23 protein-coding genes are annotated in these 22,430 nt (G+C 40.2%); 13 read left to right on the top strand and 10 right to left on the bottom strand.

Annotation, left to right across the window (positions count from 1 at the left end; genetic code table 11):
- Window positions 1-44: 44 nt before the first annotated feature.
- Window positions 45-1,019: an elongation factor P--(R)-beta-lysine ligase gene (epmA, locus tag JG479_RS02720; protein WP_200219911.1), complete on the bottom strand. Its 975-nt coding sequence runs from the start codon at window positions 1,017-1,019 to the stop codon at window positions 45-47.
- A 56-nt stretch (window positions 1,020-1,075) separates the two neighbouring features.
- Window positions 1,076-1,642 (bottom strand): elongation factor P, encoded by a 567-nt coding sequence (gene efp / locus JG479_RS02715; protein ID WP_024596699.1) that lies wholly within the window; start codon window positions 1,640-1,642, stop codon window positions 1,076-1,078.
- A gap of 41 nt (window positions 1,643-1,683) precedes the next feature.
- Between efp and epmB the strand changes: the two genes are divergently transcribed.
- Complete coding sequence (gene epmB / locus JG479_RS02710; protein WP_182694026.1) at window positions 1,684-2,697, top strand: EF-P beta-lysylation protein EpmB; 1,014 nt, start codon at window positions 1,684-1,686, stop codon at window positions 2,695-2,697.
- Here the strand turns inward: epmB and JG479_RS02705 are convergent.
- Window positions 2,694-2,903, bottom strand: coding sequence for a hypothetical protein (locus JG479_RS02705; RefSeq protein ID WP_002960797.1), 210 nt, complete (start codon window positions 2,901-2,903; stop codon window positions 2,694-2,696). The genes epmB and JG479_RS02705 overlap by 4 nt on opposite strands.
- 71 nt (window positions 2,904-2,974) lie before the next feature.
- Here JG479_RS02705 and JG479_RS02700 point away from each other — a divergent pair, with 71 nt between their 5' ends.
- Window positions 2,975-3,265, top strand: a complete 291-nt coding sequence (locus JG479_RS02700; RefSeq protein ID WP_002960798.1) for a hypothetical protein — start codon at window positions 2,975-2,977, stop codon at window positions 3,263-3,265.
- A gap of 48 nt (window positions 3,266-3,313) precedes the next feature.
- Here JG479_RS02700 and JG479_RS02695 read toward each other — a convergent pair whose 3' ends face one another.
- Entirely contained in the window at window positions 3,314-3,805 is a 492-nt protein-coding gene (locus tag JG479_RS02695; RefSeq protein ID WP_138488524.1) for a DUF3016 domain-containing protein, read from the bottom strand.
- Window positions 3,806-4,080: 275 nt separating this feature from the next.
- Here JG479_RS02695 and galE point away from each other — a divergent pair, with 275 nt between their 5' ends.
- On the top strand, window positions 4,081-5,097 hold the full coding sequence (gene galE, locus JG479_RS02690) for a UDP-glucose 4-epimerase GalE (RefSeq protein ID WP_002960801.1): 1,017 nt from the start codon (window positions 4,081-4,083) through the stop codon (window positions 5,095-5,097).
- Window positions 5,098-5,540: 443 nt separating this feature from the next.
- Here the strand turns inward: galE and JG479_RS02685 are convergent, their stop codons facing one another.
- The gene (locus JG479_RS02685; protein WP_002960803.1) at window positions 5,541-6,221 is read right to left on the bottom strand and encodes a Fe2+-dependent dioxygenase; all 681 of its coding nucleotides are present in this window, start codon (window positions 6,219-6,221) and stop codon (window positions 5,541-5,543) included.
- Between the two features lie 89 nt (window positions 6,222-6,310).
- On the bottom strand, window positions 6,311-8,491 hold the full coding sequence (locus JG479_RS02680) for a TonB-dependent receptor (protein WP_200219910.1): 2,181 nt from the start codon (window positions 8,489-8,491) through the stop codon (window positions 6,311-6,313).
- A 217-nt stretch (window positions 8,492-8,708) separates the two neighbouring features.
- Here JG479_RS02680 and JG479_RS02675 point away from each other — a divergent pair, with 217 nt between their 5' ends.
- The 6 genes from JG479_RS02675 to JG479_RS02650 are packed head-to-tail and all read left to right on the top strand — an operon-like array spanning window position 8,709 to window position 13,694.
- Window positions 8,709-9,482, top strand: a complete 774-nt coding sequence (locus tag JG479_RS02675) for a DUF3450 family protein (protein ID WP_002960808.1) — start codon at window positions 8,709-8,711, stop codon at window positions 9,480-9,482.
- Complete coding sequence (locus tag JG479_RS02670; protein WP_200219909.1) at window positions 9,482-10,807, top strand: MotA/TolQ/ExbB proton channel family protein; 1,326 nt, start codon at window positions 9,482-9,484, stop codon at window positions 10,805-10,807. The genes JG479_RS02675 and JG479_RS02670 overlap by 1 nt, the downstream gene beginning before the upstream one ends.
- Window positions 10,800-11,180 carry a MotA/TolQ/ExbB proton channel family protein gene (locus JG479_RS02665; RefSeq protein WP_002960812.1) on the top strand — a complete coding sequence of 127 codons (381 nt, stop codon included), beginning with the start codon at window positions 10,800-10,802 and terminating at the stop codon, window positions 11,178-11,180. Before JG479_RS02670 ends, JG479_RS02665 begins: the two co-directional genes overlap by 8 nt.
- 4 nt (window positions 11,181-11,184) lie before the next feature.
- A complete protein-coding gene (locus JG479_RS02660; protein WP_036981164.1) occupies window positions 11,185-11,589 on the top strand; it encodes an ExbD/TolR family protein in 405 nt (134 codons plus the stop codon).
- Window position 11,590: 1 nt separating this feature from the next.
- On the top strand, window positions 11,591-12,247 hold the full coding sequence (locus tag JG479_RS02655; protein WP_200219908.1) for an energy transducer TonB: 657 nt from the start codon (window positions 11,591-11,593) through the stop codon (window positions 12,245-12,247).
- 19 nt (window positions 12,248-12,266) lie between these two features.
- The gene (locus JG479_RS02650; protein ID WP_200219907.1) at window positions 12,267-13,694 is read left to right on the top strand and encodes a tetratricopeptide repeat protein; all 1,428 of its coding nucleotides are present in this window, start codon (window positions 12,267-12,269) and stop codon (window positions 13,692-13,694) included.
- A 155-nt stretch (window positions 13,695-13,849) separates the two neighbouring features.
- Here the strand turns inward: JG479_RS02650 and zapE are convergent, their stop codons facing one another.
- Window positions 13,850-14,959 (bottom strand): cell division protein ZapE, encoded by a 1,110-nt coding sequence (gene zapE, locus JG479_RS02645; protein WP_200219906.1) that lies wholly within the window; start codon window positions 14,957-14,959, stop codon window positions 13,850-13,852.
- A gap of 59 nt (window positions 14,960-15,018) precedes the next feature.
- On the opposite strand from zapE, the gene rsuA reads away from it, so the two are divergent.
- The 3 genes from rsuA to JG479_RS02630 all read left to right on the top strand — a co-directional run bounded on the left by rsuA (window position 15,019) and on the right by JG479_RS02630 (window position 17,522).
- Window positions 15,019-15,717: a 16S rRNA pseudouridine(516) synthase RsuA gene (gene rsuA, locus JG479_RS02640; protein ID WP_200219905.1), complete on the top strand. Its 699-nt coding sequence runs from the start codon at window positions 15,019-15,021 to the stop codon at window positions 15,715-15,717.
- A gap of 119 nt (window positions 15,718-15,836) precedes the next feature.
- Window positions 15,837-16,490, top strand: a complete 654-nt coding sequence (rluA, locus tag JG479_RS02635; protein ID WP_200219904.1) for a bifunctional tRNA pseudouridine(32) synthase/23S rRNA pseudouridine(746) synthase RluA — start codon at window positions 15,837-15,839, stop codon at window positions 16,488-16,490.
- Window positions 16,491-16,571: 81 nt separating this feature from the next.
- Window positions 16,572-17,522, top strand: a complete 951-nt coding sequence (locus tag JG479_RS02630; RefSeq protein WP_200219903.1) for a DUF3530 family protein — start codon at window positions 16,572-16,574, stop codon at window positions 17,520-17,522.
- Here JG479_RS02630 and djlA read toward each other — a convergent pair.
- The 3 genes from djlA to JG479_RS02615 are packed head-to-tail and all read right to left on the bottom strand — an operon-like array spanning window position 17,505 to window position 20,057.
- Window positions 17,505-18,371 (bottom strand): co-chaperone DjlA, encoded by an 867-nt coding sequence (djlA, locus tag JG479_RS02625; RefSeq protein WP_200219902.1) that lies wholly within the window; start codon window positions 18,369-18,371, stop codon window positions 17,505-17,507. The two genes, JG479_RS02630 and djlA, sit on opposite strands and share 18 nt — an antisense overlap.
- Before the next feature lie 31 nt (window positions 18,372-18,402).
- Window positions 18,403-19,059, bottom strand: coding sequence for an N-acetylmuramate alpha-1-phosphate uridylyltransferase MurU (gene murU, locus JG479_RS02620; RefSeq protein WP_200219901.1), 657 nt, complete (start codon window positions 19,057-19,059; stop codon window positions 18,403-18,405).
- The gene (locus JG479_RS02615; RefSeq protein ID WP_200219900.1) at window positions 19,056-20,057 is read right to left on the bottom strand and encodes an aminoglycoside phosphotransferase family protein; all 1,002 of its coding nucleotides are present in this window, start codon (window positions 20,055-20,057) and stop codon (window positions 19,056-19,058) included. Before JG479_RS02615 ends, murU begins: the two co-directional genes overlap by 4 nt.
- A gap of 100 nt (window positions 20,058-20,157) precedes the next feature.
- On the opposite strand from JG479_RS02615, the gene lptD reads away from it, so the two are divergent.
- Window positions 20,158-22,410, top strand: coding sequence for an LPS assembly protein LptD (gene lptD / locus JG479_RS02610; RefSeq protein WP_039485527.1), 2,253 nt, complete (start codon window positions 20,158-20,160; stop codon window positions 22,408-22,410).
- The last annotated feature ends 20 nt before the right edge of the window (window positions 22,411-22,430 follow it).

Genomic DNA, 22,430 nt, shown 5'->3' with positions numbered 1-22,430 from the left:
AATTCGCACCTACAGGTTTTCCACCTACGCCTACAAGTCAAGCATCAGGCTCTTTGCACATCAAACGCGATTACGTCTTTAATTTTTTCTTTATTTGTAGCGAGCATTACAAGCCTATCTATACCCAAAGCCACCCCTGCGCACTGAGGTAATCCATGCTCCAGCGCTTTAATTAAACGCGTATCCATTGGCACTTGCTTTAAACCGTTTTCAGCACGGTATGCGTTATCTTCATTAAAACGCTTAGCTTGCTCGCTGGCATTTGTGAGTTCGTTAAAGCCATTCGCCAATTCCATATTTTTATAATAAAGCTCAAAGCGCCCTGCTACGCGTGTATCGTGTTCACAAATTTGTGCAAGTGCCGCTTGAGAAGCTGGAAAATGATACACAAAACATGGCTTATCTTGTCCTATTGTGGGCTCCACTTTCATACAAAATAATAATTGCAGTAAAGTATCTTTATGCGTTTCATTTTGGGCTATATCAGCAAATCCATGCTCACACGCTAGTTGCTTTAATTGCTCTATGTTCGCTGTTAGCGGATCGAGCCCAAGTGCTTGTTCAAACGCTTGCTGATAGGTAAGTCTAGTTGCAGGCTCGACACCTAAAACAAGTTGCATTAGCTCATCCATTTCATCCATAAGTGCAAATTCATCAAAGCCTGGGCGATACCATTCAAGCATTGTAAATTCGGGATTGTGATGGCTACCCGCTTCTTCATTTCTAAATGCTTTACAAAGCTGAAAAATAGCGCCTGAGCCTGCCGCTAACAAGCGTTTCATAGCAAACTCTGGAGATGTTTGTAAAAAAAGAGGGAGCCCACCTGCGTGCCCTGGACCTACAAATGTGGTGTTAAAACTGGCCAAATGCACATCGGTTACACTGGCACTGCTTAAGCTCGGCGTTTCTACTTCCATTACATCACGCGTATAAAAAAACTCACGAATGCTACGTAATATCGCTGCACGTTGTTTTAGTGTTTCAATGCTTGCGCTTGGGGCCCAAAGATCTGCTGACATATTTTCTCCAAAAAAAATCCCAGCTTAAGCTGGGATTTTATAAACAATGTTAAAGCTTACTTAACACGGCTTACGTATTCACCGTTACGAGTGTCTACTTTAATTACTTCGCCAATTTGTACGAATAATGGAACTCGTACCACAGCGCCTGTGCTAAGCGTTGCTGGTTTACCACCAGTACCCGCTGTATCACCCTTAAGGCCAGGATCTGTTTCTGTGATCTCAAGCTCAACAAAGTTAGGTGGTGTAACAGCAATAGGGCTGCCGTTCCATAATGTGATTGTACATAAATCATTTTCAACTAACCATTTAACTGCATCGCCTAGTGCTTTTTCGTCAGCAGCAATTTGCTCAAATGTTTCGTTGTTCATGAAATGCCAAAATTCGCCGTCTGTGTATAGATACGCTAAATCTGTATCCATTACATCAGCACCTTCAACTGATTCACCCGATTTAAAGGTTTTTTCAAGCACCTTACCAGAGATAAGTTTACGGATACGAACACGGTTGAACGCCTGGCCTTTACCAGGTTTTACCATTTCATTTTCTAAGATACTGCAAGGCTCGCCGTCCATCATAATTTTTAGGCCGCCCTTGAACTCGTTGGTGCTATAATTCGCCATCGTTTCCTCTATTTATATTTTTTCGAGTAATCTACATGCCAATGATACAAAGAAATGAAGCAAATTTGCATAAAAACTGGCAAAAAGAATTAGCAAATGTAGTTACCTGCCCAAAAACCTTGCTTGAAATGGTCGGTTTATCGAGCCAAGTCCATGAAAACGACCTAAAAGCCCGCAGTTTATTTCCGGTACGCGTGCCTATCCCTTTTATAAAAAAAATACGCAAAGGCGATCCAAACGATCCTCTTTTGCTACAAGTCATGCCACGCCATCAAGAATTTTTAAGTAAGTCGGGCTTTAATAAAGATCCCCTACTTGAGCAAGATAACGAACAACCCGGCCTTTTACATAAGTATAAATCACGTGTTTTAGTAATGTTTAAAACCGGCTGTGCAGTCAATTGTCGTTACTGCTTTAGAAGGCATTTTCCGTATCAAGAAAACCAACTTAATAAAAAAAGCCTGCTTGAAACACTAAGCTACATAAAATCAGATGCCAATATAAACGAAGTGATTTTAAGTGGTGGCGATCCGCTGATGGCCAAAGACGATGCAATAAGTTGGTTTTTAGATGAGCTTGAGCAATTACCACAAATTAAACGAATGCGAATTCATAGCCGTTTACCAGTAGTTATACCGACGCGAGTTACCGATGAGTTATGTGAGCGATTAGCAAAATCGCCATTAAAAATTATTTTTATTAATCACATAAACCACGCCAACGAAATAGACGCTGACTTTAAAGCAGCTATGCAAAAGCTTAAACAAGCAAACGTAACGCTTTTAAACCAAGCTGTAATTTTAAAAGATGTGAACGATACGCTCGATGCGCAAATAAATTTAAGCGAAGCGTTATTTGATGCAGACGTATTACCGTATTATTTGTATTTGCTCGATAAAGTTGAAGGGGCAAGCCACTTTGATATTAACGAAGAAGACGCAATAAAAATAATGGCAGAGCTATTAAAAGCCCTGCCTGGATTTTTAGTGCCTAAGTTAGTGAGAGAAATAGGTGGTCAAAAAAGCAAAACACCTATCGATCTTAAACTAATTTAAACATATATATTTACGTTGTTACCCAATGATGCAGTTACCGACTTAGCCGGTGTTTGTGCACTTGACGATTGTGCAGCACCTTCAATAAGTGCAAGTGCTGCTGCGCCATCTGCTAGTTGCTGCTTTTTAGATAAAGCAGCGCTATAAAGCTCACTGCCTTGGCCTGAGCCAGAAACAGCGGGTAAACTTGTGCCTGATATATTCATATAACAAACCTGACTTTTAAATGTAATCCAAGTATTATGTCGGCCATGCAGTACAAAGCTTTAGGAAAACCATGGATTCAATTATTGAACAACTCAATACTAATTTAAAAATTGTTTATCGTCAGGCGCTTGATGCCGACAAAAAACTCGATGAACTACAACAGCAAGGCCATGGCAAATTTAAAGCCTTATTTGCACAAGATGCTGGTTTTAGCTTTGAAGCTAAACGTTTTAAGCCGTATGTTCTTGACGTAGCCGCTGACGTTGAAAGCTTATCTAACGATGGTTTTGATGAAGAAAAACTTAAAACAACCGTTATTAAGTTACAACAAATACTCACGCTGTTAGCTACTTTTAAGTAAAGATTAAAAAGCAAAAATGCCGCTATTTAGCGGCATTTTTATTTTAAGTTAATCTAAACTTGGTAATATTTGCTCACCAAACCACTCTGTTAATAAGCGTTTTTCGTAATATAGTGATTCTTCGCGGCCCATTTTAATTTTATCCATAAAGCCCATATCTTTGAGCTCCACATCAGTATCTTTACTAAGCACTGTACCGTCGTTATCGGTTAACGAATAATTAAGCTTAATGCGTGGAAAGTATATTGGTTTTACTACACGAATTTCCTCCATACCACCATAACGCACATCTCCCGCTAAATCTAAATCAGTAAACTCTACGTTTAACTTATAATCTTTTGGTAGTTGCTCAGCTAATTTAGACATATGTTTTTCAAAACTTGCCGCAATACTTTTGTGATACGAGCCCTTAGCTTGGTTAGACGCTCGCACATCACGATAATCATTAAAGTCATTCCATTTAACAACAGACTCACCAGCATGGGCAAGCGCAGGTAATGCGATACACATTGTTGTTGCTATTTTTTTAACTAAATTCATATCTTTCTCCAAAGAGGTAACCAATCACAAAAGTGTGGATTGGAGTAAACCTAGTATTAGCTATTACTAGAGCTATTTTAGCACTTGTTTATTAACTATAACTTAATCTTACAAATCAAGTGTTACTTGTTTTGCACAAAATGCAATCAAAAGTATTTAATGTGCTGATATAAAAAAATACGATTAAAATCATATAAATTACAGATAAAACATGTAAATCACCTCTATTTATGGTGAAATTAACTTAATTGATAAAAGGTACCCACGGAGCTTTCATGACTATTTTAGTAACCGGTGGCGCAGGCTATATTGGCTCGCACACTGTTTTAGAACTTTTACAGCAAGGTAACGATGTTGTTGTTATTGATAATTTAAGTAACTCATCACAAGAATCACTTGCGCGCGTAAAAAATATAACAGGTAAAGAAGCCACTTTTTACCAAGGCGATATTCTCGATAAACCCTTTTTAGATTCTGTATTTGCAAAACATACGGTTGATAGTGTTATACATTTTGCGGGTTTAAAATCAGTAGGCGAGTCGGTTGCAAAGCCAGTTGAGTACTATCAAAACAACGTTCAAGGTACGCTTACACTTGTTGATGCGATGCGCGATGCGGGTGTATTTAAATTGGTATTTAGCTCGTCAGCCACGGTTTACGGCGACCCAGCAAGCTTACCAATCAAAGAAGACTTTCCTGTAGGCGGGACTACCAACCCTTACGGCACATCGAAGTTAATGGTTGAAATGATGCTACAAGATATCGCTAAATCAGATGAGCGCTTTGCGTTTGCTATTTTGCGTTACTTTAACCCAGTGGGTGCACATGAGTCGGGCTTAATTGGTGAAGATCCTAATGGTATTCCAAACAACCTTTTACCTTTTATCGCACAAGTTGCGGTAGGTAAATTAAAGCAACTCGCTGTATTTGGTGATGACTACGACACAGTTGATGGCACTGGTGTGCGCGACTATATACATGTTGTAGATTTAGCGATTGGCCACTTAAAAGCGCTTGATAAAATTGCCAGCAGCACGGGGGCATTAGTTTATAACCTAGGTACTGGTAATGGTTACTCTGTACTACAAATGGTTAATGCATTTATTAAAGCAAGCGATCAGGCTGTACCCTATCAGGTTTCACCTCGCCGCCCTGGTGATATTGCAGCGTGTTATGCAGCGCCAGAAAAAGCACTTAATGAACTTGGCTGGGAAGCAGTGCGCGGTATTGATGAAATGATGCAAGATACCTGGCGCTGGCAGTCAAATAACCCTAACGGTTATAAGGGTTAAGTAAAAAGCGCAAGTGAGAAAACATAGAAATTACGAGCTTCGCTCGTCACGCCAGCAAGCTGCGCGTCTACAGGTAATTTAACCACAGCGTTAAGTTTTGGCTGTAGGCGTAGCGCTTGCTCTCGCGAAAAGCGCAGCTTTTAAAATTGATTGTTACTTACTTTTTACTTCTCTAAAGCGCAGCGCCCTCTTAGCCTTTTTGTGAATAAATCACTTAAAACCTTATTGCACAAAGAGAAGAAAAAGAGGAATAAATGAGAAGAAACCAAAACCTAGAAATTACGAGCTTCGCGCGTCACGCCAGCAAGCTGCGCGCCTACAGGTAATTAAACCATAGCGTTAAGTTTTGGCTGTAGGCGTAGCGCTTGCTCTCGCGAAAAGCGCAGCTTTTAATTACTTATATTTAAATACTTATATCCAGTATTTAATAACGAGTATATTCGTTATGTCTGTGCCCACTGTCTTAGTAAGTTATGGTACACACCTGTTAATTGAATAATCTCTGGGCTATCTTCTACTTTGCTGCGCAAACTTTGAATCGACATATCTAAATCAAATAACAAACCACGTTTTTCGTCGCTGTTTACCATGCTTTGCAGCCAAAAAAATGAGGCTAATCTGCGCCCACTCGTTACAGGCATTACACGATGTAAACTCGTTGAAGGGTACAACACCATACTGCCTGCGGGCAGCTTTACACTGTGTGAGCCATAAGTGTCTTCAATAACAAGTTCACCGCCCTCATAGTCTTCAGGGTCGTTAATAAATAACGTCATTGATACATCTGTACGAATTTTTACTGGCGTACCCGGCACTTGTCTAATTGCATTATCTACATGCACACCAAACGATTGCCCGCCTTGATAGCAATTAAATAACGGAGGAAAAATTTTTGCAGGAAGTGCAGCCGACATAAACAAATTACTACGCGCAAGTGCTGCCATAATAATATCTCCAAGCTCTTGGCATTCAGGACTATTTTCAGGTAGCTGTAAGTTATTTTTTGCTTTGGTTGATTGATGACCTGCGGTAATACTGCCATCGGCCCACTGCGCTTTAAGCAAAACCTCATGGCAATACGCCACTTCTTCTTTCGTTAATAGCTCTGGAATTTTAACTATCATGTGCGCCCTCTCACATTTTCATCAAATAATTAAGGGCAGGTAATAGGCCTGCCCTTATGCTTACTTTTATTTTTTAATTTGTTTTAAAATTAAAAAGAGTAGCTCGCTGTTAAACTAAACTTACGACCATCACCTGGTACAAAGTGTCCACCACCTAACTGATCAACGTAATCTTTATCACCTAGGTTTTCACCATTAAGCTGCAGGCTCAAATCTTTTGATATGTCATACGCAACCATCAGGTCAAAAATAGTATAACCTGGCGCACGAGAGCGTGTTGACGTAGTGCCGTTGTAACGCTCACCTACATACTGCGCACCTAAACCAAACGATAACTTATCCGACATATCGTACGTAGTCCAAACACTCGCGCTATTTTTAGGCGTACGTGCAAGCTCGTTACCGATTTGAGTTGCGTCGTCGCCTAATGCTTCTGTTACTTCGCTATCTTGGTAAGTGTATGAAGCAATTACAGTCCACTCTTTAGTAATTAGGCCCGTTGCTGAAAGCTCTAAACCTTGAACGCGCTGTTCACCACCAAGTATTTCGTCACTTGAGCTATCTGCAAATGGGTCATCAGTACGGGCATTGGTTTTTTCAGTACGGAAAAGTGCAGCATTAGTTTGCAGGCGGCCATCCATTAGGCTCCATTTAGTTCCTAATTCATAACTGCGACTTTCTTCTGCGTCTAAATCAGCTGCATTTGAACGCGTAGATACCGTTAGGCTTTCCGCCGATGGGTTAAATGAATTCCCCGCGCCTAAATATACACTGCCGTTTTCTGTAGGTTTATAAACTACAGCTGCATTCCAGCTAAATAAATCGTCACTTGTAGAAATTAAAGCGCTTGGATTATTGTAATCGTTGTGATAATCCGTAGTGAAGCTATCAAAGCGAATTCCACCTGTAACTTCCCATTGCTTGTTAAGCGTCACTGTATCAAATGCATAAATAGCTTGGTTTTTAGCTTTAGCTTCAATGCTTGTACCGTCACGGCCGTACACACCCGTAAATGCAATTGTTGCATCAGGGTTGTATAAGTCGTTACGTATTCCATCTTCAATTAGGTTATCAGGCGTAGTTGCAACAAAGTTATGGCGTGTAAACGTTTCATTTGCAAGTTCAACACCCACTACAACATCGTGAGTAAAGCCAGCAAACTCATAGTTACCAATTAAATCAACTTGAAGTGCAGCAAGTGAATTTTCAGTATCACGTGTTTTTTCATCTGCAAAGGTAATATCAGTGTCTGTTGTAACCGAGAAATAACGCGGTGCAGTTGTTACTGATTCACGCTTAACTTTACCTAAACGACCTTGCACACGTAACGTAGTATTTTGAGAAAAATCATACTCATAACGAGCTGTTGTTGAGTAAGCTTCAATATCTTCGTAATCACGGTAAATATTACCGTAAAAGTTATCAAAGTCGACAGGAGAAGGTGAGCGTGCACTATCTGCTAGTTCAGCTACTGGCGTATCACTGTAAACCCAAGGAATACCATAATCTGGTAAATTGTCTTGGCGTTGATACTCTAGGTTTAAATCAAAACGGCTGTTTGTACCAAGCCCTGTTGCAAATGCAAACGCAACAGCATTTGTTTCGTTTTCAACATGATCACGACCTGCAACATCACCTTTATCAGTAAGAAGATTAATACGTAGTGCGCTTGTGTCGTTTACTTGGATGTTAGTATCAAAACGACCACGGTAATCGTTTTCTGTACCTAAACGTAGAGAAACGTCGTTAAAGTTGTCTAACTTCGCTTTTTTACTTTCTAAATTAACACTACCACCTGTTGCGCCACGACCAGAAACTGCAGAGCCTGGGCCTTTTGCAACTTCAACGGCTTCAATGTTGTAAATATCACGTGTGTAACCTGCAACATCGCGAATACCATCAACAAAAATATCATTTGTTGCACTAAAACCACGAATCGACATGCTATCGCCAGTAGGTGAGCCACCCTCACCTGCTGCTAAAGAAATACCTGAAACATTACGCAAAGCATCACGTAGGCTATCTACGTTTCTGTCTTTCATTACCGCTTGGTTGATTACTGTTACCGTTTTAGCTGTATCGAGTAGCGGTTGAGTGTATTTATGCGACGTTGATTTTTCTACAACATAACTAGACTCAGTTTTAGTTTCTGCTTTGGTTACCGATAGTTCTTGAACATCCTGTGCACTTGCCCAAGTTGAAAGCGTAGCTGTAACAACCGCTGCAATTGGCTTCACGTACGCATTTCCTTTATTCGATGGCTTACTCATGGTTACTCCGTAGTTTTTATTAAGCACTTAACTATTGTTAATTTAAGGTACATATTTAATTTCGGCGAAATCCTACCACTCAAACAACGCAATGTAAACGATAACTGTTATCAATTGCATTGTTATGTAAATTCCTATATTGTATACACACTCAAAAATTAACAGTAATTACGTCCCTGTAATTGCTCGTCGTAACTTTCAGGATTGTTGTTAAGTAATGCGAAGCTTAATTAAACCAATTAGCGTAGTTATCGCGCTTTGTAGCACTATGGCAGTAAAAGCCGACACTGTTAGTGAGCTAGAACAACTCGTTAATAAATGGCTACAAATAGAAAATCAAAACACAGAATTAAATACTCATTGGCTTGAACAAAAAAGCAGTATGGAGCAAACCTTAACGCTTCTTAATGCCGAGCAGCAGCAACTTAGCGAGCTTAATCAGCGTAGAAAAAAAAGCACCAGTGAACTTGCCCAAAAACGCGAACAGCTTGTAACTCAGCAATCAGCACTTGAAAATGATCAACAGCAATTAAATGATCAACTAGCACTTATTTCTGGGCAATTACTTTCATTACAAGTGCAATTACCCCCGCCACTTTTGAGTAGTTGGAAAAACGTCGGTGATTTAAGCGATTCAAAACTCAGTACAACTGACAAATTACAAACAGCACTAAAAATGCTGACTCTACTTAATGATTTTCAACAACGTATTTCTATTCACGAAATGGCTATTAAACATCCTGACGGGCAAGAAGTATGGGTTAAGCAGCTTTATTTAGGTGCAGCTCAAGCATGGTTTGTAAGTGAAGACTTAAGTTATGTAGGTATTGGTTTTCCAAGTGATTTAGGTTGGCAGTGGGAGTTTGATTCAAGCATTAATGCAGAACAAGTTGCACTGGGTATTGCTGTACAGCAAAAAAAGCGCGCTGCTGATTGGGTAACACTCCCAATATTAAGTTATGTAAATAAAAACCAGCAAGGGGCTAAATAATGGCGACTAACAGCATAATTAAAGTATTTAGCGCCACGGTTTTACTTTTTAGTGCAAACATATCTTTTGCAGCTAGCAGTGATGATGCTAAGCAAAGTATTTTAAGTGATATTAAAACAGCGCAGCGTACTCTAAGTAAAACTCAAAATAGCATTTCAAAAGAGCAAGCGACCCTTGCAAAGCAAATTTTTACCAAGCAGCAATCGCTCAGTAAATTACGCGAACAAGCCGCCGTTAATCGCCGCCTAGCTGACGAAAACACATTAAGCCTTGATCAGTTACAAACCCGATTAGACACTTGGCAACAGCAGCAGCAATATCAATTAAACTTACTTAGCCGTTTTGTACGCCAAAACACCAGCAATAGTGCTAGCAGTAACGAGTCGGCTAATAGCCAAAACGAGTTATTAAACCGTGTTGTATCGCAAATTAATAATCAAGAGCAGGCACTTTATCCACAGTTTAAAAAACAATCGGTTGTGCTAAGTAATGGCGAATTAAGCCAAGCTAATACCCTTCAAATCGGGCCTGTTGCATGGTTTAGTACGCAAACACCTAAACTTATGGGTTTATTAAATTTAGATGATGAATCTAATGCATTAAAAGTAGTGTTAGTACAATCAACAAGTGACGACAACCCACTCGATAATACTTTAAAGCAAAACGGTGTAGGCTCTACATTACTTACTTTTGATCCTAGTTTAACGCACTTAGTAACTAGCCAAGCCCAACAAGAAAGTCCGCTTGAACACCTAGAAAAAGGCGGTTTGTGGGCTATCCCTATTATTTTATTTGCCTGCTTTGCACTTACCATTGCGCTATTAAAAGCCGCACAGCTACTGCGTTTAAGTAAAATTAAAATGCACTCTCAAATGCAATTACAGCAATTTTTTAAAGCTGAAAATAGCAGTGAATTTGCAGGCATGCAGCAGCAGCTATTTAACTTAACGCTGCAAAGCGAAAAAGGCCAAGTACGAGACGATCAATTATTTAATCAGTTAATTCATGATAAGCATAAACTCGATAACTTTATTGGCGCTATTGCAGTTACTGCAGCAGTAGCCCCACTACTCGGGTTATTAGGCACTGTTAGTGGCATGATCGAAACTTTTAAAATGATGACCTTGTTTGGCTCAGGCGACCCAGAAGTTGTATCGGGCGGTATTGCACAAGCACTTATAACAACCGAACTGGGTTTAGTCGTGGCCATACCAGCACTCGTTTTAAATGCGCTGTTATCGCGTAAAGCAAAAGCGTATTACAGCCAACTAGAAGGCTTTGCATTACAGCTAAGCCAACTAGAAAAAGGAGATAACAATGTTTGAAAAAATAGTTAGTAACCCTATTTGCTGGTGTATTCTTTTACTCGCTTTATTTGTATACCAGCTGATTTTTCATGACTTACTGCACCTTAAACAATACCAAGCGCAGCGCAAAGGTTATTGGCAAGAAGTTAGCTCTATTTTAACTGCAGCGCTTCCGCTACTTGGTTTATTAGGCACCATTGTTGGTTTGCTTGATACATTTAAAGTAATGGCGCTGGGCCATAACGAGTTAATGAGCGACGCCATTGGTGACGCATTGCTAACAACTCAATTGGGCCTTGTGTGCGCTATTCCTGCGTGGTTAATGCAAGCTTACTTAGCATATTCGCAGCGTAATCCTAAATTACATACGTTAAGTAAACAGTTAGGGTAACACTATGCAATCACGATTAAAGCACAAGCTAGAGCAAGAAGCGGGGCAACATATTGATATGTCGCCGCTACTTGATGTGGTATTTATATTGCTAATATTTTTTATTGTTACAACCGTATTTGTACGCGAAAGCGGCGTTGAGGTTGATAAACCACAAGCCGTATCGGCCAGTCGTCTTGAGCAGCAAGTTATATTTTTAGCAATAACCGACAACCAACAAGTATTTTTTGATGGCAGCCAAATTGGTGTGGCTGGCGTACGTAGTAGTGTCGAGCAAATGTTAAAGCAGCAACAACGCCCTGTGGTTATTCAAGCTGATAAAACAGTACCTACTGAGTTACTTGTTCAAGTAATTGACGAAGCAAAGCTGGCAGGCGCAGCGCAAGTTAACTTAGCTACGAAACAATAATATGCACACGATTAACCCGCTTCAAAAAACAAAAAACAATCGCCATCCGCTGTTTGCATTTGGCCTTAGCCTCATTGTGCTTAGTGCTGCATTACTGCTTTTATGGCTTGGGCAACTTGCTGAACACCATATACAAGACAAAGTGGTTGTACGTGAGATTGCCATGGTGGCACTGCCACCTCCCCCTCCTCCATCAATATCGCAACAGCAAACAAGTGAGCCAATGCAAAGCTTAGCGGTAGAAGGTGCAGGCGCGTCAATCCAAGCCGTAAAAATTAAGATAAAGAGTGATTTAAGTATTGTAAAACCCGATACACCCAACGTAAAAGTAAGCGCGCCACAATGGCAATCAATGAGTGTAAATTGGGATGCATTTAGCTTAAATCAACTCGATGGTCTCCCCACTTTACTTACTCCCGTCAAGGCCGTTTTACCAAAAAGCTTAACCCGCCGAGGTGTTGATGTATTTACTGTAAAACTCGATGTATTTATTGATGAAAGTGGCAAGTTAAGTTTAATTGAGGTAGTCCAAAACCCATACCCTGAACTTAAACCAGCTATCAACAAAATTATTAAACAAAGCCGCTTTAGTGCACCTAAAAAAGAAGGTGAAACCGTACGCGCTCGCTTTATTTGGCCAATCGAATTTAAACCTTAAGCCTATTAAAATGAAAAATATGAATATATTTAAAACGCTAAAACCATTAACTTTCGCACTGTTTACGACTGTAATGTGCTCACTCCCTTTATTAGGTGTAAGTAGCGTGCATGCAAGCGCTGCTAGTACGCCATTAAAAAGTGCGCCACTAAAAGTAACGTTATCGCCTAGCGATCCAACATGGCAGTTGGCTATAAATAATAAATTACTAGGCCCCACAGAGGTTCTTATTGAGCCGACCGAGCGCGGTTTTGCTCGCCAAGTACAACCACTATTACAAGCCGGTAATTACAGTGAAGTTGCGGCGCTATTTAAAGGCCGTGATATAAGCCAAGATAGCACTGCTTTAAACTTATTACGTGCACAAGTTTTGCTTTCAACAAAAGACTTTAATAACGCTGAACTAGCTTACTTAGCGTGTTTAAAAGCTTCATCTGATTTAGTAAAAGCACACCAAGGTTTGAGCCTTTTATACATGCAACAAGCAAAGTATGACAAAGCACAAACACACTTAGTACGCACTATTGAACTTGGTCAGGCTGACGCACAAAGTTATGCGCAACTTGCTTATATACACGTGCAGCATAGCCAACCTTGGAGCGCAGTAGCGGCGTACCGCCAGGCGCTAATGCTAGCGCCAGAAACAAGCCAATATCAACAAGGGCTATTGTTTGCGTTAATTGAATCGGGTGATTTAAGTCAGGCAAGTGCATTACTAAAAGAATTACTTAATAAAAGCCCTGATAAAGCTGAACTTTGGCTGCAACGTGCACAAATAGCGTTACAGCTTGATCAAAAAAAGCAAGCGCTTGCTGCTATTGAAGTGACCTTAAAACTCAACCCTAAAGATACCAGTAACCAGCTTTTAGCAGCCCAGCTGCATTTAACTGAAGGCAGCACTGAACGCGCAGTGAGTTTATTAAAGCAAGGTTTAAAACACGCCACTAAACAGCAGCAAGTTGAAGTTATTAATACCACGATGCAAACTTTAGGCTGGCTTGTATCTCAACAAAAATGGGATTTAGCTAAAGATCTAATAGGCAGCGCAAAAAGATTAACTAAGCAGCTACCCCGTGATGAACAAGCGCAGTTTTCAGTATACAGCGCACAAATTGCTATGCAACAAGGTAATACTAAACGTGCTCTTAAAAGCTTAAATAATGCACTTAAAATAAACCCGAATTTAGGTGATGCCCTACTTAGTTTAGCAAGTATATATCGTAGTAAAGGCCAACTCACCCAAGCTAAACTTATGTATGTTCGTGCACAAGCTCTACCTGATTACCAACTATCGGCATGGCTTGGATTATCGCAAATAGCGATCGATTCTAAAGACTACCCGAGCGCGCTAAAGCATCTTAGAAAAGCATTACAAGCCAACCCACAACGCCAGGACTTAATTACTAATATTCGCGCCCTTGAGAATATAGTGCGCCAAGAAGGGTAAGTTTGACGCCGTGGTTAAACTGACTTGTAGACGCACAGCTTGCTGGCGTGATGGGCAAAGCCCATAAAAAAACAAACGGTGCAGCTCGTAAGTAGAATAAATTAAAAGCTGCACTTCTCACTTGAGCAAGCTCGTTTACAATGTATATTAAAGCGTTACCAATTTTGCATTTCGACTATACGTGATTGCGTGCGTGCATATTTAAAGCTCAACTTTTTACCTTTATATAAATGCTCAATGTCGGTTTGCGCATTTATTACCAGCAATTTATGGCAATCGTAAAACTCATCGACTAAGGCAATAAAGCGCCGTGCTTCGTCGTCAAAAGTATGCTCATCAAGCGTTTGTTTTTCGCGTTGGTAACTATCTTCTATACCGTGAACAATAACTTTACCCGTTGCTTTAGCCCCCATTTGCGGCACGTTCGATACATATAACACATCAAATTTGGTTGCTAAAAACATATAATCGTTAGCACTGCGTGGGCCTGAACATAGCGCCATAAAATCAATCATCAAGGCATTATCGGCTCTTAATAAATAAGGTAAATCGCGCCCATGCACACTAACTGTATTGCTGCATGTTACAGCCGGATACAAAGCTAAAAACTCATTTTGAAAATCGCGTTTAGGTAAATTAATAAAATAGTGACGACTGTTTTTACCATATCTAAAGCGGTGATCATCCTCCCCTGCAACGTTAATTATATGACAATGGTTATTAATTAAATCGATAGTAGGTAAAAATCGCGCTCGTTGCAGGCCGTTGTAATAAAGCTGCTCTGGCTTTGCGTTCGATGTGGCCACCAGCACAACACCTTGTTCAAACAACGCATTGAACAATCTGGCCATAATCATGGCATCGCCAATGTCGCTCACAAAAAACTCGTCAAAACACAGTACTCGAATATTTTTAGCCCACTGTTTTGCAATTAGAATAAGTGGATTTTTTTGACCTTGTAGCTGTGAAAGTTGGGTATGCACTTGTGCTATAAAATGATGAAAATGCAGCCGTTGCTTTTGCTCAATAGGTAGGTTTTTATAAAATAAATCCATTAACATGGATTTACCGCGTCCTACGGGTCCATATAAATAAATGCCTTTTATTAAGGGCGCTTTTTGCCACCATGATGTGTGAGCTTGAAGTTGCTCGCTTAGCGTATTTAAAGCTTCCACCGCATTTTGCTGCGCTGCATCAAAACACAGTTCACCTGTGTCTATTTTTGCTTGGTAAAGGCTTAAAATTTGTGTGCTGTGCACTGTCATGGTATTTCACTATCGGCTATAATCGCGCCCATTGTAGCCGACTAAAAATGTGAACCAAAATGAAATTCCCTTGCCGCTTAGATAAATTTATTAGCCACTTAGCTGAAATACCGCGCACCCAAGCTCGCGCTAGTATTAAGCGAAAAGAAGTAAGCGTTAATGGCGAAGTAATCACATCACATAATTTTCAGCTAGCCCAGCAAGATGAAGTACTGCACCAAGGTGCGCCTTTGGTATTTTTAGGTAAGCGCTATTACATGCTAAATAAACCTGTTGGCTATGTATGCGCTAACAGCGATGAGCTTCATAAAACTGTTTTTGACTTACTTGATGAGCCAAATATGAGCGACTTTCACGTGGCAGGTCGTCTTGATATAGATACCACCGGGTTAGTTATTATTACTAATGATGGCGATTGGTCACATAAAATTACGTCGCCTAAAAACAATAAATTTAAAACCTACCTAGTAGAAACTCAAGAGCCTATTACCGATGAAGCACTTGAGCAATTACGTACAGGTGTCATGCTGCATAACGAAAAAGATTTAACCCGCCCAGCTATTGCCGAACGACTTGCTAATTACGGACTGCGTTTATCAATAAGTGAAGGAAAGTATCATCAAGTTAAGCGTATGCTTTACGCGGTAGATAACAAAGTGGTTGAGTTACATCGCGAGCAGATTGCGGGGATTACCCTAGATGAAAACTTGGCTAGTGGTGAATATCGATTATTAACACCCGAAGAAATTAAGTTATAAAAGCGCTTCAAAGGAGCTAAGGCTTGGACTATTAGTTAAAACAATATAGCCAAACTTTTACTTGAGCCTGTTGGCTTGCTCTACTAAAATAGCGCCCTTCAAAATTACTAAGGTCGGCCGTGTTAGTTAACTACAATCCCCCTATGAGTCCGTATTTAACGATACTTTTTCAGGATGACGACTTACTGATAGTTAATAAACCAAGTGAGTTATTAACTGTCCCAGGTAAAGATCCTAAACATGCCGACAGCTTAATTAATCGTGTTAATCGTGTTTTTCCAACCGCAAGAATAGTGCACCGCTTAGATATGGCGACTTCTGGCATACTGTGCCTTGCCATGAATAAAGCAGCGCACAGACATTTAAGTATGCAGTTTCAAGAGCGCGAAACAGCGAAACGTTATATCGCACGTATATACGGACACCTTGAAGCTGAAACAGGATCAGTAGATTTACCCCTTATTTGTGATTGGCCTAATCGCCCTAAACAAATGGTTGATCACGACAGAGGTAAACCTTCACTTACGCATTTTAAAATACTTGAGCGTGAAGAAAATGCAACCCGTGTAGAGCTAACTCCCATCACTGGTCGCTCGCATCAGTTACGTGTGCATATGTTAAGCTTGGGTCACCCTATTTTAGGTGACAGGCTTTACGCCCATAAAGAGGCACTTGCTGCGGCTCCTCGCTTGCAATTACATGCACAAATGCTGAAGTTAAAGCATCCCGTAACTGAGCAAGTACTTACTTTTGAAGCTGAGCCAGAATTTTAACCGGCGCAAATACTTCGTAAATTATTAAACTTTTAGATAACCTTGCCGATACCTAACTAATTGTCATTAGTTAGGTGCGTTATGCTATTTTCACGGTTTTTAAAGGCAGCTTTTTATATACAGCTCAGCTGTGCGCTACTTTTAGCTAACCCAGCCTGCGCGGCTGAACATATTGCCCCACCTAGTCTATCAAGTATTGAAAATAGCGACATTGAGCGACTACTGCCAAGTGATGAAATAAAGCCAATATTAGCGGGTGAAACGGAATTTTTAAGCCTTTACAGCGAGTATATGAGTAGTAATTTTAGAGGTATCGTAATACTTATACCCGACTGGCATTCTTCACCTACCAATAACTCCGGTATGGGCTACTTGCGCAAAGAGCTTAATAATTTAGGCTACAGCACCTACGCAATGACAGTGCCCGACATTGACTGGCAAGCAAGTAAAATGGCCGAAGCAATGCCCAGCGAAACCGAAGCTGCGCCTAGTAAAGCCGATGAACCTGCATCACCCGACACAGCAACAAACGCACAATCACAGCCTGCAAAAATCAAAGATGAGCCTCATTACGTAAATGCAATTGAAAAAGTAACTGACGACATACTTGATGACTATAAAATAAATCTCATTTCTCGGTTTAATGCGCTGTATCAAACCGCTATGGAAGATTCGAGTAATATAGTGGTTATTGCACAAGGTACAAGTGCGGGTGTGTTGTTGGAGTACTATGCAGATTTTCCAGATGAGAGACTAGATGCGTTTATAAGTTTGAGCAGTTACTTACCTAATACTAAACGTAACGAAAGTTTGAGCCAAACAGCGTCACTTGTTACACCCGCCTTACTTGATATTTACTACGCAAATGACAGCACAGACATTTTAATGAGCCTTAAAAGTCGTCAGCGCTGGGTTAACCGAAATGCAAAATTTGATTACCGCCAACGCCAATTGTTTGGCCTGCGCGATCAACCTGGTCAACACGCACGCCTAACAAAAGAAATAGACGGGTTTTTACGCCGACTTTTTTAAATACTCATAAGCGGCTTGAATATCTTGGCTCTTTTTAACTGCCAATTCCATCATGTGCTTTGGTAAACCTTGCGATACTAATTTATCTGGATGATGTTGCGACATAAGTTTACGGTACGCTACTTTTATATCACGTTGCGTTGCATCGCTATTTAAGCCTAATAACGCCAATGCTTGCGCACGGTTCATATTATTATTTGGCGGTACATGATGGCCAGAACCCTCACGGTAACTACTACTTTGACCTTGGCTTTGTTGCTGCTGATTAAAGCGCTGTTGTTGCTTTCTAAAGTTAAACTCAGCTTGATAACGTTTTAATACAAATGCAAAGTGTGTTTTAGAAATGCCTAGCTGTTTACTTACTTCTGCTAATAATTGCTTTTCTTGTTCGGCTAATACCCCGTCAGAAAACGCCATTTGTATTTGTATTTCTAAAAACAACTGTATTAGATCGCTTCGTTTAGCAAAGCGTTCTTTAAAATCGTGTACTGTTTCTTTAAGTGAAAAGTCGCTCTCTTTACCTGACTGAAATGCATGTTGTGCTTCGCGGCGTTCTTCGCCCTTTAAGCCCATTTCGTCCATGAACAAGTTAGCCGCTTTTATATGTATTTCGCTCACTCGGCCATTCGATTTTGCAATGTGCCCCATAACAGCAAAGCAACTTGAAAAGAATAAAGCTTGGCGCTCGTGAACATCGTCACCACTAAATAAGCTAGAAAAACCGCCTGCTTTATCAAAGTTATTTTTTAAGCTTTTATCAAATAAATGACCTAGGTATAAACCTAAAATAGCACCAAATATTTTGCCAAACATAAAGCCAAAACAAAAACCGAGAATTTTTCCCCACATCTATAATACTGCCTTCTTAAAAATTGAGTTGTTACGCCTCAAGGCGCGTGTTTAATTGGTTTAAACGCTCTGGTGTACCAATGTCATCCCACTGCCCTATGTAGAGCTCAGTAGAGACTAAATGTTCATTTAGCTTTTCACGTAAAATAGGCCCTAAAGGGCGAATACCTTGCGTTAATCCTTTAAAAAAATCAGCCTTATAGCGGCCAATCCCTGAAAATGTATATTTTTGACTCTCAGCCGGCAAATGGCTCAACGCAAAGTCGCCATCTGGATTGTGTGGCGGGTTTTCTATAAGCACTATGTGCGCCTCACCGGGTTGTAAATGAAGTTGCATTAGCGCACTTACATCATAGTCGGTGTATACATCGCCATTTATTACAATGAACGAGTCGCCCAACAACGGTAACGCTTCAATAATACCGCCGGCAGTTTCAAGGCCACCTTCAACTTCTTGGCTATAAAGTATATTTACGCCAAATTGTCTGCCATCTTTAAAGTAGTCTTTTATTTTATCCCCCTGCCACGCAAGGTTTATTACAATATCGGTAATGCCGGCTGCTTTAAGGTTATTTATATGGTGCTCAATAAGTGGTTTTTCTGCCACTTTTAACATTGGCTTTGGCATATTTTGCGTTAGCGGCATCATTCTTTGCCCGCGCCCTGCAGCTAAAATCATCGCTTTCATGAGCGCTCCTTTGCTAACTTTTCAGTCACTTTTGGTACTATGGTATTTTTTGTCCACTCACTCAATGCTTTAAGCTCTGGGTAAATTGCTGCTACTTCAATAATGTAATCAAGCGTCGGTAAAATATTATCTAAATAACCTGTTTTACCATCGCGTAAATACAATCGACAAAATATACCCGCAGCCTTTAAGTGGCGCTGTAATCCGGTTAAATCAAACCAATATTTAAACTCATCGAATGAAGTGTTAGCCAGTAAATTTTGAACTGTAAATTCTTGATAAGCAAAATCAAGTAAACTTGTTAACTCTTGCTCTGGCAATTTAAAGTAGCAATCGCGCAGTAGCGATACTAAGTCGTAGCAAAGCGGCCCGCGTACAGCATCTTGATAATCTATAATGGCCCACTGGCCGTCACTATTCATAATATTACGGCTATGGTAATCACGATGAACGGTAACCGTAGGTTGCTCAAGCATCGCCTTTATTAATAGCTCTGAACTTGTTTGCCACATTATTTTTTGTTCGGTACTGAGTGACTCATTAATAAAGTCGCTTACTAACCACTGGCTAAATATATCAAGCTCTAGCTTTATAAAATCTTCGTTATACGCTTGCATAGCAGAAGCTGTGGGCGTTTTTGCCCACTGAGCACTTAAATTAATTAATGCTTGGTAATGCTCGGTGCGATTTGCATCATCAAGCATGTCAGCTAGGTGCGTACTGCCTAAATCACTGAGAATAAAAAAGCCCTGTTTCTCATCGCTTGCAATAATAGTGGGAAGTAAAAAACCTTGCTCAACAAACACCTGGTTTAGCGAAATGTAAGGTTCGTTATTCACTTTTTTTGGATCTGAGTCCATCACTATTAAATGTTTATTATCGTGATTTAAACGATAATAACGGCGAAAGCTAGCATCACCCGTGATCGCGTTTAAAGTATGCGACTTGGCATTAAGGTGTGTGTTTATAAATTGTTGTAAATTCTCAAAGCGTGTCATTTTATTAGATATCTATTTTTATAGGTCAATTACTGTAATTGCCATTATTTTCCTTTATTATGTGTATATTATATTAAACACAAAGTATTAAGGTCGATAAATGAGCAAAACCTGGGGCATATTGATGCTAAGCGTAGTTAGCGCACCATCGCTTGCCGAAACTGAACTGGCACACAACCTTTGTGGCATTTCAATGCAAACCAGAGCTTGGCAACCACTTGAAGGCCTTAACCTTGGTGAAGTTGATATCCAAGCTGATGATGTTGAGCTACTTGGCACTCAAAGCGCTGAATTTACCGGCAATGTTGATATTAACACCCTTAAGATGAGTTTGTCCGCACAAACTGCGTTGATAGACAAACAGCGTGGTTTATTAAATGCAACGGGGCCAATTACTTATCAAGACTACGTAAGTAAAGTAAACAGCACCGGATTAAATGCCGATTTAAATAATTCAGAAGTCAGTTTGTTAGGCGCCGACTACAGCCTAACCGAACAACAAGGTAAAGGCGGCGCTGAAAAGCTCACTGTTAATCAGTCTGGCCTATTACTCATGAATGCAAGCTTTACTACTTGCCCAAGTGACACCCCAGCATGGGAAATTGAAGCTGACGAAATAAACCTTTCACGCGAAGAAGGCTGGGGCGAAACATATAACGCCGTATTGCGTATTTTAGATACACCAGTTCTATATTTACCTTATTTTACATTCCCGCTAGATGAACGCCGTAAATCGGGCTTACTTACCCCGACCATTTCAAGCTCTGACAAATACGGCCTTGAAACAATTACGCCGTACTATTTAAATATTGCACCTAACTTTGATGCCACTATTACGCCTCGTTATATGTCTAACAAAGGGCTGCAATTACAAACAGAGTTTAGATACCTAACAGAGCAACACGAAGGCTTAGTAGGGATTGAATACTTAGATAGTGATGATTCTGAGCCTGATTTGAATGAACGCTACATGTTTCATTGGCAACAGCAAAGCTACCTAGGTGAAAACTGGCGCGCAAACGTTGATGTAACCAATGTGAGCGATGATAACTACATCACCGACTTAACTTCAAACTACGCAAGTAAAACCGATACTCAATTGTATCGTACTGGTTCACTTACCCATTTAGGTGATACATGGCGCACCGATATTAAAGTGCAAAACTTTGAAGTACTCGGCGATCACTTAGAGTCATACACTGCAATACCACAAGTTAATTTTACGCAAACAGCGCCTTGGCGTTTTGATAATTTTGACTTTAGTGTGTCGGGCGAGATTAGTCATTTTACTAATGATTCATCAGAAGTGGCCATAGACAGCGCAACTCGTGTACACGTAGAGCCAAAAGCACGCTACAACTACGCTACGCATGCGTGGTCTTTTTTGTCTGAAGTGAGCTTATTACAAACAAATTATAAGCAAAGCGGAAACTTAACCGGCACGCAATATAGCGATACCGTATCGCGTACTATCCCAAAAGTACGTTTGTACTCTCAGCTTAACTTTGAGCGTGACGCATCTTACTTTTTTGAAGATGGTATACAAACACTAGAGCCGCAAATTCAGTATTTATATACACCTAATAAAGATCAGTCAGATATTGGCTTGTTTGATACAACCAAACTGCAAGATGATTATTATGGTTTATTTAGAGACGTGCGCTTTTCGGGTGTTGACCGTATAGCAGCTGCTAATCAGTTTACTTTAGGTGCTACAACGCGCTTATTTGATAAAAAACAAGAAGAAGTGTTTAACTTTAGTGCGGGCCAAATATTTTATTTAAGTGACGATGCTAAGCCAACAGAGCAAGGCTTAAACTCAGACACTAATTATAATGCACTATTTGCAGCTCAAACCATGTTACATTGGCACCGCCGTTGGTACCTCGCTGGAGGTATTCAATACGATACAGATGGCAAGCAAATGGTACAGTCAAATGTAACGCTTGATTATAAAGGTGATAATAATCAGCTAGTACAATTGAACCATCGCTATGCAAATGATGTCTCAGGAAATACAATCGAGCAAGCAGGTGTATTTACAAGTATTCCTATTAGCGACGAATGGCAATTTATTGCGAGCTATCATCGAGATCTTGAAAACAACAGAAGTATCGAAGTATTGAGCGGATTACAGTATGAATCATGCTGTTGGGCTATCCAAATTACTGGCCATCGCCAAATTGAAACTGATTTAAATCAGTCAATAGGACAAGAACAAGCAACTTTTGATTCAGGTATTAGTTTGAATTTTGTATTAAAAGGACTTGGCAGTAAAAGCCGTTATGATGCACAAAAATTATTACAACAAGGTATTTTTGGCTATCGTAGACCGTATTTTCTTAGTAACTAGAGTACTATCAGCAAGAGTAG

Source organism: Pseudoalteromonas sp. LC2018020214 (assembly GCF_016598755.1).
GTDB lineage: Bacteria > Pseudomonadota > Gammaproteobacteria > Enterobacterales > Alteromonadaceae > Pseudoalteromonas > Pseudoalteromonas distincta.
This window is presented reverse-complemented; position numbering and strand designations above follow the sequence as displayed.

What these genes read in the sequence shown, in the direction of transcription:
- epmA (WP_200219911.1), bottom strand. Translation starts at nt 1,019, where the DNA reads ATGTCAGCAGATCTTTGGGCCCCAAGCGCAAGCATTGAAACACTAAAA.
- efp (WP_024596699.1), bottom strand. Translation starts at nt 1,642, where the DNA reads ATGGCGAATTATAGCACCAACGAGTTCAAGGGCGGCCTAAAAATTATG.
- epmB (WP_182694026.1), top strand. Translation starts at nt 1,684, where the DNA reads ATGATACAAAGAAATGAAGCAAATTTGCATAAAAACTGGCAAAAAGAA.
- JG479_RS02705 (WP_002960797.1), bottom strand. Translation starts at nt 2,903, where the DNA reads ATGAATATATCAGGCACAAGTTTACCCGCTGTTTCTGGCTCAGGCCAA.
- JG479_RS02700 (WP_002960798.1), top strand. Translation starts at nt 2,975, where the DNA reads ATGGATTCAATTATTGAACAACTCAATACTAATTTAAAAATTGTTTAT.
- JG479_RS02695 (WP_138488524.1), bottom strand. Translation starts at nt 3,805, where the DNA reads ATGAATTTAGTTAAAAAAATAGCAACAACAATGTGTATCGCATTACCT.
- galE (WP_002960801.1), top strand. Translation starts at nt 4,081, where the DNA reads ATGACTATTTTAGTAACCGGTGGCGCAGGCTATATTGGCTCGCACACT.
- JG479_RS02685 (WP_002960803.1), bottom strand. Translation starts at nt 6,221, where the DNA reads ATGATAGTTAAAATTCCAGAGCTATTAACGAAAGAAGAAGTGGCGTAT.
- JG479_RS02680 (WP_200219910.1), bottom strand. Translation starts at nt 8,491, where the DNA reads ATGAGTAAGCCATCGAATAAAGGAAATGCGTACGTGAAGCCAATTGCA.
- JG479_RS02675 (WP_002960808.1), top strand. Translation starts at nt 8,709, where the DNA reads ATGCGAAGCTTAATTAAACCAATTAGCGTAGTTATCGCGCTTTGTAGC.
- JG479_RS02670 (WP_200219909.1), top strand. Translation starts at nt 9,482, where the DNA reads ATGGCGACTAACAGCATAATTAAAGTATTTAGCGCCACGGTTTTACTT.
- JG479_RS02665 (WP_002960812.1), top strand. Translation starts at nt 10,800, where the DNA reads ATGTTTGAAAAAATAGTTAGTAACCCTATTTGCTGGTGTATTCTTTTA.
- JG479_RS02660 (WP_036981164.1), top strand. Translation starts at nt 11,185, where the DNA reads ATGCAATCACGATTAAAGCACAAGCTAGAGCAAGAAGCGGGGCAACAT.
- JG479_RS02655 (WP_200219908.1), top strand. Translation starts at nt 11,591, where the DNA reads ATGCACACGATTAACCCGCTTCAAAAAACAAAAAACAATCGCCATCCG.
- JG479_RS02650 (WP_200219907.1), top strand. Translation starts at nt 12,267, where the DNA reads ATGAATATATTTAAAACGCTAAAACCATTAACTTTCGCACTGTTTACG.
- zapE (WP_200219906.1), bottom strand. Translation starts at nt 14,959, where the DNA reads ATGACAGTGCACAGCACACAAATTTTAAGCCTTTACCAAGCAAAAATA.
- rsuA (WP_200219905.1), top strand. Translation starts at nt 15,019, where the DNA reads ATGAAATTCCCTTGCCGCTTAGATAAATTTATTAGCCACTTAGCTGAA.
- JG479_RS02630 (WP_200219903.1), top strand. Translation starts at nt 16,572, where the DNA reads ATGCTATTTTCACGGTTTTTAAAGGCAGCTTTTTATATACAGCTCAGC.
- djlA (WP_200219902.1), bottom strand. Translation starts at nt 18,371, where the DNA reads ATGTGGGGAAAAATTCTCGGTTTTTGTTTTGGCTTTATGTTTGGCAAA.
- murU (WP_200219901.1), bottom strand. Translation starts at nt 19,059, where the DNA reads ATGAAAGCGATGATTTTAGCTGCAGGGCGCGGGCAAAGAATGATGCCG.
- JG479_RS02615 (WP_200219900.1), bottom strand. Translation starts at nt 20,057, where the DNA reads ATGACACGCTTTGAGAATTTACAACAATTTATAAACACACACCTTAAT.
- lptD (WP_039485527.1), top strand. Translation starts at nt 20,158, where the DNA reads ATGAGCAAAACCTGGGGCATATTGATGCTAAGCGTAGTTAGCGCACCA.